The organism is Arhodomonas sp. KWT (genome assembly GCF_010993615.1).
Window position 1 is genome coordinate 1 of record NZ_WNXE01000139.1, and the last position, 7245, is coordinate 7245.

The window sequence follows — 7245 nt, forward strand, 5'->3', positions numbered from 1 at the left end:
GCGTCCTGCATGGTGGTCCTCTGTCGCGGTATTGCGGCGACGAGTGTAGCAGGGCAACGGGGCGTTTCCGTGGGGCAGGTCGCACCCCTCGACAGCGCCGGGCACTGCGGTCCGGCGTCGCTTGACACCGTGGGGTCGCCCGCCTAGTATTTCGCCCGCTTGCACGGCAGCGTCCCCATCGTCTAGCCGGCCTAGGACACCACCCTTTCAAGGTGGCGACACGGGTTCGAATCCCGTTGGGGACGCCATTTCCCTATATCTTCCCCAAGTTGCTGATTTTTATAGCAACTCTGGTTGGCGTCCCAAGCCGAACCACATACGTTTACCACACACGTTTACTACACACGCTAACGGCCTTCCGTTAGCGTCTTCCTTGTGCCACCTTGTCGACTGTCCACCGTCGCCCTTTGATGGCGATGCACCGTTGATAGGGAAGTCAGCCGCGCTGCGTCGGTGGACCTTCTCCTCACCCTCGATGTACCCGCCGTCCTTGCGGATGGCCGGGAGGACCTCCCGGGTGACCCAGTCTTGAAAGGCCCGGGCGTCCGGCTTGTCGGAGCGCATGATGAGCTTGTAAAGACCGGACTCGGAGACAGCGTTGATGCGGCTGGCGTGTTTGGAGAATAACTCCTCGGGAACTCCGTAAATCGGATTTAGGGTGTTCCTCGGAAACAGGGCTGGTTCTCCCCGGCGAAGGTGGGCCTTCTCGTCCATCCTAAGCGGACGTATAGCGACGGCTGGGTTAGTCAATCCCAATACCCGGCACACGTCCGCCGCCACAAACCACGGCTCGCCGTCGATGGTGACCACCCGGATGGTGTGGCCGTTGAAGGTGCGCTCGATGAGGTTGTCGGGGCCGGACTCGGAGACGGTGGTCTTGTTGGGATTACCGCGCGAATTACCATCAGCCAGTTTGATGGTTTTCCGCTGGTCGGGTTTAAGGGCCCGCGTCCATCGGTACGCACCGTATCGGCCAGTGCTCATGCCCAGCGCCCGACACACGTCCGCCGCCACGAACCACGGCTAGCCTTTGTCAAGTCCGGCGGTAAAGGCATGGTGTATGCATACTGGTATGTATCATGCAGAAACACTTTTCGTGCCACAATGCACAAAGCATGCCGGTAACGCCGCCGCCATTCGGCCGGGAGGGCTGCGGTCTAGCGGCTGCGGCGGCGTTACGCCAGTGTCCGCCGCTGTTGTCGCTCTTGGATGGCCCTTGCGTAACCGGCGACCCGGCGGACGGTGCGGGACTCGACCATGTTCCCGACATGCATTGAGTTCACGGCATAGGCGATACAGGCACGGACCACGACAAGGAAGGGGAGGCGCTCCCCGGTGTGTTCGTCCACCAGTCCCTTGGCCCGCCGCAGCTGGCGAAAGGTCTTGCTCTTGGCGCTCTCTTCGGCCTGACGGCGGCGTGACTCCTCAATCGCCATGCGGTCCAGCTCCGCCAATGGCGTGTTCTCGTAATCGATGGTCGTGGTCATTCTTCCTCGGTGTCGCTGGCGGGGGTGATGTCTGCGGGGCGTCCGGCGATGGCGTATGCCTTGCGTGCCAGCCGTTCAGTCTCGGCGTCGGCCTCGGCGCGGTTCTCCTCGGCGACGTCCTGGAGGTAGCTACGCAGCTCGGAGACGGCAAGGCGGACGATGACAGAGTTACTGAAGGTGTCGGCGGTGCGGGACTCGACCGTCTCCTTGAGGGCCTTCAGGTCGTGATACGACCAAGCGCCGAAGGTCACGGGGATACGCAGGCGGCGGTGACGCCGGGGGACGTGAAGGTTGGGCATTACGGTTGCTCCTTGGGTGGTGCGAATGGTGTACAGGTCCACGGAGACACACGCCCGCGCAAATCAATCGACAGTCGTTAGACGATAGATGGAGCCAATATATACGCCGTAGCGAGAAAAGACCGGGCACAATGGCCCGGCCCTCTCATGACGTACCTAATGGCCCTAGCGGGGCGGTGTGTGGGGTGGGAACCGGGAGTGGTCCCCACGGTGTTACGCGGCGGCGTGTTCCGCCTTGCGGTGAGCTTTGGCGGCGTCGATCACCTCGTCCTCTGTGGGCGGCTCCACTTCTGGCAGCTCCCGCAGCCGGTCCGGTACCTCGGCGTTGGCTTGGTAGTTGCCCTCGGGGCGAACCATCCCAGAGACGCTATGAGGGAATCCTTTGAACGGCTCCAGACCAAGCAGGGCGGGCGCTAGCTGCTTGAGAGTAGCGTCCGTTCCAGCCAGCTGGTGACCGACGAACTCGGAGCGACACACGCCAACCATCTGGGTGACGGTATGGCGGTATTTCTCCAATGCCTTGCGGGCTTCCTCCAGCTTCTGGTCCGCATTCTTTGCGGCTCGGTGCATGTCCTTGTGGGCGGCTGTAATGCCTTCCCGGTACTTGTCCTGGGCCTTGGCTATGTGGGCGTGGTGCAGCTGACGTAGGCGCTCCGTCTCGGTGGCGCGGGCGTCCTTCAGTTCCTCGATGTAGGCCATAACCTCGGCCCGCTTGGCCCGTAGTTTCTTCAGCTCCTCGGCTGCATTGGCGTCGCCGTCGGCGTCCTTCAGCGTCAGCCCCGCCATGTCCTCCCGAAGGTCATTGAGCCTGTCGACTTCCTCGGCGATGCGGTCGCTGATGCGCTCCAGCCGAGGCGAGTTAAGTGGGGAGGCGTGGTTTTTCGCGGTGCGCTTCTGGTACGGCTCCAGGTCCTGGAGGTCTTCGGATGGCTCGGTCGTGATTCCGGTGATTCCGCTGCTCATGGTGGTTGCTCCTTAGTCTGGGTTGAATGATGGGTGGCCGTAGACGGTCGCTAGAATGGCCACCCTTCGGCGCCGCCGGGAGTTCTCCGGCGGTACTCGTCTCGTCTGCGCTGACGGTGGCGATGGCCCAATTCGAAACTGCCGCTAGTCTCGCGGCGGGTTACGACGTGGCGCTCTCCGGGAGTCACGCTGGTGTATCCGCCTTGGCGTATCTCCAAGAGTCGCTGGACGAGGTCAAAGGTTTCCTTTGGCATACGGCAACGGTTGCCTTTAACTAACTGTTTATGCGGGTTATTTAGTTGACGGGGATGTGCTGTTGTGGTCTTCTTTTCTCGCCATCAGCAACGACCACAGAGGAGCGGTCATCAATGACGTTCGAGATTCACGGCAAGTTCTTCTTGGAGGTCACCCTTAGCTCGCTTTACGTGACTCTGGGTAGACGGGAGATGTACATCGCCCACGAAGGCGGGTTTCGGTTCAACGTCGTTCCCGGTGTCAATCCCGCGACGTAACGGCGGCTCCTCCAAGGAGGGGGTGCGTGTACGAACAGAAAGGGGGAGGAGCGGCGACCATCAGACCAATGGAAATCTGCTGGTGCCGCTCCCGAAAGAGCCATGAACGGGAATCACTCTTCGATGCCCTTCACGGTGACCGTTACCGTGATGAAGACCGAAGATGCCCCGGCAGCGGTCCAATGGAGGAGACAGAAGAAACCGGCCCCTGCCGGTAATCTCTTCAAAGGGAATGGATACCGGGGGAGTATCCACCCCTTGGCGGGCCGCTGCCGGGACATCCTCAGGGGTCTTTCTGTAGGCCATACAGAGAGACGTAACGGAGAGTGTTACCAGGAGGAGGAGTGTCTAAGGGATCACCTGATGGTCATCCTGAAGGTGGACATAATGATTACCTGAGGTACACCTAATGATGACCTAATGGTGTCTCTTAATACTCATCCCTCCCCTAGTGCGTACACTTCAAAAGCAGCCCCACAAATCAGGGTCTTACGGCGCTGCCTAGCGTGGTGCTCTCTGCGTCTCGTTGAACGTCCGTCACTGCATTTGTCAACTGCTGTTCGTCGCTGGCGGTGGTGGTGTTGGTCATTGTCGGCGTCTCCTCTGCGGTGGCTCTCCATCTACTGCGTACGCTTCACTGAGAGGCACACACAGGCCGCAGAGTGGACACGGTGACGGCTGCTAATGGAGATGGTGCGTAAAAAGGCGGGAGCGCGTCTTAGACGCTGTGAGGCGGCCTGAGGATGTGTGCCGATGATAGGAGGGTAGTGGCCCCAGCATCACGCCGGGGCATCGGCCGCCTTCCGAGCCTTGTTTACGCGGTGGATGGTGGACCGGGAAACGCCGGTTATCCGCTGTATATCGCTCCAGCTATGGCCCTTGTCCAGCAGCGAGCGGACGTTGCGGTGTTTCTCGTGGTCTACCTTGCGCCCCCGGTACTTGCCCTCGGCCTTGGCCTTGGCGATGCCCTGAGCCTGACGGCGGCGGCGGTCCTCGTAGTCCTTGCGGGCGATGGCGGCGAGCATATCCAACAACATGTCGTTCATGGCCCGCATCATCCTCTCGGTAAGCTCGTCCCCGTTCGGCTGGAGCATGGCCCACGACGTCGGTAGATCAAGGGCAACCACCCGAACTCCTCGGCGGCGTATCTCGTCCTTCAGGCGGTCCCAGTCTTCGCCGTTAAGGCGGCTGAGGCGGTCCACCTGTTCGACCAAGAGGACGTCCCCCTCGCCGCAGTCCCGGAGCAGCCGGAATAGCTCCGGGCGCTTCAGGCTGGCGCCGCTCTCGTTCTCCACGTAGTAGGCCGCTATTCGCTGGCCCCGCTCCTTGGCGAAGCTCTCAAGGTCCGCACGGGCGCGGCTGGCGTCCTGGTCATCGGTGGATGCCCTCAGGTACGCACGAATGAACATGGCGGCGTCTCCCTTGCTGGTCCGTTATGGATAGTTCGAGAATATCGACTCGATTAGGGTGGGTCAACCCGGTTTCTCGAACCAGCTGGGGAGGCGGTAGTGTTGGTTCGGTTGAGGTATACCCGAATGACACCTATGTAGTGCCGTTGGTGCCTGCCCATTGGTGGGCGTGCTCCGGTGGAGATGCTGGGCGTGGCGGTGGTGGCGGGTGACGTCGGGTGGTTTGGGCGAGTACTGAAGACGGTAATAGCCGCCGACAATGACCCCCCCTACGGGGGAAAGCTGCCGCGCCCCTATCATCAATACCCGCAGAGAAATCTGCGGCATCAACAAAACGGGGCTCCTCACCCCTTCCAAATGGTCTTCCAGAGCTTGGCCCTCAGGTACAGCAGGAAGCCGGAGATTATGAACAGCAGAACGATAGCCCAATCCTGTTGGTACTCCTTGTAGATCCCAATGAGGACCATTGAGACAACGCCCATGACCAGGGCTGTAATGACGGAGAAGATCCGGTATCGGTTTGCCTCGGGGCTCAGTGCCATCCCTGTGTTCCTCCTTGGTTGGCGTGGATAGAAGAGGAGCCGGGCACGTCTCGACTCCGCGCCAACATTGCCACACAAGGACGGCAGGGTGTAGGTGCCGTCTTTGACATCAGTGGTTTTCGGTCTACTCTCAGCTACTAATGGGGTCTTCAAGTAGTCAAGAGACCTTACCGAGGGGGGGGGGGGGAACCGCTATGTATATCCGAGGTCTGGTGTTTGCTCTGTTGCTGGTGTTTAGCGGCGCGGGGCTCGCGTCCCAATTCGTGCTTGGCCCTGACACGGTGGAGACAGGGAACTTCGTGAATTCCGTGCTCCATGGTGACAGCGCCGATGCGAGGGGCGCTGAGTGGCAGGTTCAGCCGGTAGCGTGCTGCAAGATTTGTCGTAAAGGTAAAGCGTGCGGAGATTCTTGCATCAACAGGAACTACACCTGCACTAAGCCGAGGGGCTGTGCGTGTAATGGCTAGGAAGGGATGCCTTCTTTGATGGCCGGGCAGTGACCCTCTTTTCGCACTCTCGCGGGTATTCAGTCCCTACGGTTTGGGGTATCCGCTCAGGGCTTCAGGCAGTTGCACGGCCTCGGCTATCTCGGCCATTTCCGCCAGTTCCTCGGTGTAATACCTGCCTAGACCCTCACCCGGCAGACTATGGCCAAAGAACTTGTTACATGCGGCGGGCCTTGCCCCGCCGCGTTCGGCGATGCTGCGGGCACGGTGGCGCCAGCTGTGAGACTGGGCCAAACGGGGATCATCGGGAATGCCTGCGGTTTTCAGACGGCGTCCAAGCCGTTTTGAAACAGCGGCGGACCAGCTGCCGATGGAGTTATGCGGGCGGTACTCGGGGAATAGCGCGATATCTCCATCCCGGGCACGTTCCTTGATGCGCGTCCGCAGCATCCCGACGGTGGTAGCGTCTTTCACTGCCACAATGCGGATGGCGTTGCGGTTCTTTCCTGCGCGAATCTCGATCCAGATTAGACCCTCTCGTTCCGCGTCTTCCGTGACGTGCTGTGTCTCCAGTGAGCACACCTCGTCAAGGCGCATTCCGGTGACCGCCAGAAGGCGGACGGTAAGGGGATCTGCCGGGTACTTCTCCCGGTGGCGGTCCACCTCTTCGAACATCCTGCGGGCCTCGTCTTCGCTGTACGGGCGCCGCTTTTCCAGTTCCTCCGCTGTGAACTTGCCCGTCCGTTCCCGTTTGGGTGGCTGCAAGCCCGACCACAGGTCGCGGTTCTCGATCAACCCTTGGTCGTACAGCCATTTCCACAGTTGCGAGTACGTGCTGAGCATCCTTGCAACCGTTGCCGGTTTGCGTCCGGGCCGGAGCACCTCCCGCACGAAGGATGCGGCCGTCTTCCGGTCGAGGTCTTCCACGAAACGGTGGCGCTCAGTTAGTAACTTCAGGGCCTGTCGGTGTTGAATCTCCGTCTTCGGCGGCGGCTGTCGCTCGCCTAGCCAGTCTTCGCTAGCCCGGATAATTTCCACCTTGCGCCCATATAGCCGGTCGAGCCATTCACGGGCCGCGTCAGGGCCCAGCCGTTCAGCAATCTGCGTCTGGGCGTATTCCTTGGCCCAGCTCCGCATTTCATACGCTGAAGTGTCGTCGCCCCGGTCTTCGGCCTCGGCAATGTGACGTGGAAGGGTGGTAAGGATAAGCTCATCCTCGTTGCCCTCGTTGAGGGCGCGCCGGGCTGCTTCAATCTCAGTCTTACATCGACTGACCACGGCCCCAACCAACCGCTGTGCTTGCTTGAGGCTGTCCGTCTTCAGGCTGATGACAAAGCGAGGCTTTCCGAAGTGGTCCCGAAGTTCCTTGGGAATCTCCAGGACGGCGTACCAACGTCGGCGGCGTTGCTGAAGGTATTTGGGCATTAAAACCACATACGGTAACCACACACGTTGCGGTCATAATGCCCTGTCAGTATTGAGGAATCAATCGGTTATCTTTGTGGCTGTTGAATCCCGTTGGGGACGCCATTTCCCTCCTTCCGTGATCGCGATCCTAATGCCGCGAGGGCGAGCGTCGCGAACCTC

The 7245-nt window shown here is 60.6% G+C and carries 7 protein-coding genes and 1 tRNA gene; 1 reads left to right on the forward strand and 7 read right to left on the reverse strand.

Features of this window, described 5'->3' with window-relative positions:
- The first annotated feature begins 171 nt into the window (after positions 1-171).
- Positions 172-248: transfer RNA gene (locus tag G7A99_RS14955), tRNA-Glu, on the forward strand.
- 31 nt (positions 249-279) lie between these two features.
- Here G7A99_RS14955 and G7A99_RS14960 read toward each other — a convergent pair.
- The 7 genes from G7A99_RS14960 to G7A99_RS14990 all read right to left on the reverse strand — a co-directional run bounded on the left by G7A99_RS14960 (position 280) and on the right by G7A99_RS14990 (position 7083).
- Positions 280-984 (reverse strand): BRO family protein, encoded by a 705-nt coding sequence (locus G7A99_RS14960; RefSeq protein WP_163141538.1) that lies wholly within the window; start codon positions 982-984, stop codon positions 280-282.
- Between the two features lie 191 nt (positions 985-1175).
- The gene (locus G7A99_RS14965) at positions 1176-1487 is read right to left on the reverse strand and encodes a hypothetical protein (protein WP_163141541.1); all 312 of its coding nucleotides are present in this window, start codon (positions 1485-1487) and stop codon (positions 1176-1178) included.
- The gene (locus G7A99_RS14970) at positions 1484-1786 is read right to left on the reverse strand and encodes a hypothetical protein (RefSeq protein WP_163141544.1); all 303 of its coding nucleotides are present in this window, start codon (positions 1784-1786) and stop codon (positions 1484-1486) included. Before G7A99_RS14970 ends, G7A99_RS14965 begins: the two co-directional genes overlap by 4 nt.
- Positions 1787-1999: 213 nt before the next feature.
- Positions 2000-2749 (reverse strand): hypothetical protein, encoded by a 750-nt coding sequence (locus G7A99_RS14975; RefSeq protein WP_163141547.1) that lies wholly within the window; start codon positions 2747-2749, stop codon positions 2000-2002.
- Between the two features lie 1291 nt (positions 2750-4040).
- The gene (locus G7A99_RS14980; RefSeq protein WP_163141550.1) at positions 4041-4670 is read right to left on the reverse strand and encodes a recombinase family protein; all 630 of its coding nucleotides are present in this window, start codon (positions 4668-4670) and stop codon (positions 4041-4043) included.
- Between the two features lie 344 nt (positions 4671-5014).
- On the reverse strand, positions 5015-5212 hold the full coding sequence (locus G7A99_RS14985) for a hypothetical protein (RefSeq protein WP_163141553.1): 198 nt from the start codon (positions 5210-5212) through the stop codon (positions 5015-5017).
- 533 nt (positions 5213-5745) lie between these two features.
- Positions 5746-7083, reverse strand: coding sequence for a DUF6538 domain-containing protein (locus G7A99_RS14990; RefSeq protein WP_163141555.1), 1338 nt, complete (start codon positions 7081-7083; stop codon positions 5746-5748).
- Positions 7084-7245: the final 162 nt, after the last annotated feature.

Coding starts and splice junctions, on each gene's coding strand:
- G7A99_RS14960 (WP_163141538.1), bottom strand. CDS start 984: ATGAGCACTGGCCGATACGGTGCGTACCGATGGACGCGGGCCCTTAAA.
- G7A99_RS14965 (WP_163141541.1), bottom strand. CDS start 1,487: ATGACCACGACCATCGATTACGAGAACACGCCATTGGCGGAGCTGGAC.
- G7A99_RS14970 (WP_163141544.1), bottom strand. CDS start 1,786: ATGCCCAACCTTCACGTCCCCCGGCGTCACCGCCGCCTGCGTATCCCC.
- G7A99_RS14975 (WP_163141547.1), bottom strand. CDS start 2,749: ATGAGCAGCGGAATCACCGGAATCACGACCGAGCCATCCGAAGACCTC.
- G7A99_RS14980 (WP_163141550.1), bottom strand. CDS start 4,670: ATGTTCATTCGTGCGTACCTGAGGGCATCCACCGATGACCAGGACGCC.
- G7A99_RS14985 (WP_163141553.1), bottom strand. CDS start 5,212: ATGGCACTGAGCCCCGAGGCAAACCGATACCGGATCTTCTCCGTCATT.
- G7A99_RS14990 (WP_163141555.1), bottom strand. CDS start 7,083: ATGCCCAAATACCTTCAGCAACGCCGCCGACGTTGGTACGCCGTCCTG.